Below are 933 nucleotides of genomic sequence, written 5' to 3'. Positions count from 1 at the left end.
GGTTGTTGTTTACTGGGTTGGTTGGGTTGTTAAGGTTCTGGCGTAGAGAGGCCGTAGGCCGAACGGAGCCGGAACCTGTGGATTGTTGTTTGGCAAATTGGGCTGGCGTGAGCAAGCCCAGAGATAGGTGCGGTCTTTCGTGATTATGCAGTTGGCGGTAATGATCGAAGATGACGCGTGATTCGCTCAGGGTGTAGATGAGTTCGCGATCGAGGCATTCACGCCGGAACTTATCGTTAAAGCTTTTGACGAAGCCATTCTGCCAAGGGCAGCCTGGATCGATGTAGATGGTCTTGATTTGATGGTCCTTGAGCCATCCCAGGATGCATTTGGCGATGAACTCCGGCCCGTTGTCTGACCGGATATATTCGGGCGTCCCGTGTACGCCGATAGCGTCCTGGAGCAAGGTCAGCACATCCTCGGCGCGAATGGCCCGGTCGGAATGGATGCAGTGGCACTCGCGAGTGTATTCATCGATGAGGTTGAACACGCGCAGCTTGCCGCCACGCTGAGTGTAGTCGCTCATAAAGTCCCAGCTCCACACGTGATTGCGGCGGACCGCCTCGGTCGGCAGCCCTGTGGATAAGCCTTGCCGGCGGGTCCGAGGCTTGGGCGGAGGCACTTGCAGATGCTCTTCGCGGCGCACCCGCTGAACCAGCTTCTTGCCCACCTCCCAGCCTTCATTGCGCAGCTTCTGCGTGATCTTGCGATAGCCGAAAAAGGGATACTTTTGCGACAGCTTCACCATCTCAGCTTCCAGGAGTTGTTGCTTTGGCGGCACTGGTTGGGGGTGATAGCGATAGGTCGAGCGATGGATGCCCAACCAACGACAGACTTGTCTCCCGGAACACTTCAGCGCAGCAATCACCTTGGCGGCGACGCTGCGCTGGCGCTCCGGGTTCAGACGTTCTTTTTCAAGGCAATCTCTAGGGC

At 57.1% G+C, this 933-nt stretch carries 1 protein-coding gene; it reads right to left on the bottom strand.

Annotated elements, in window-relative coordinates; genetic code table 11:
* Nucleotides 1-868: IS3 family transposase (locus tag RBB63_RS23575; RefSeq protein WP_309387897.1), on the bottom strand; the 868-nt coding region annotated here is incomplete at its 3' end.
* Nucleotides 869-933: the final 65 nt, after the last annotated feature.

Source organism: Cerasicoccus frondis (genome assembly GCA_031296915.1).
Classification (GTDB): domain Bacteria; phylum Verrucomicrobiota; class Verrucomicrobiia; order Opitutales; family Cerasicoccaceae; genus Cerasicoccus; species Cerasicoccus frondis.
Note: the sequence above shows the minus strand (reverse complement) of the source record. Positions and strands in the feature narration are given on the sequence as shown.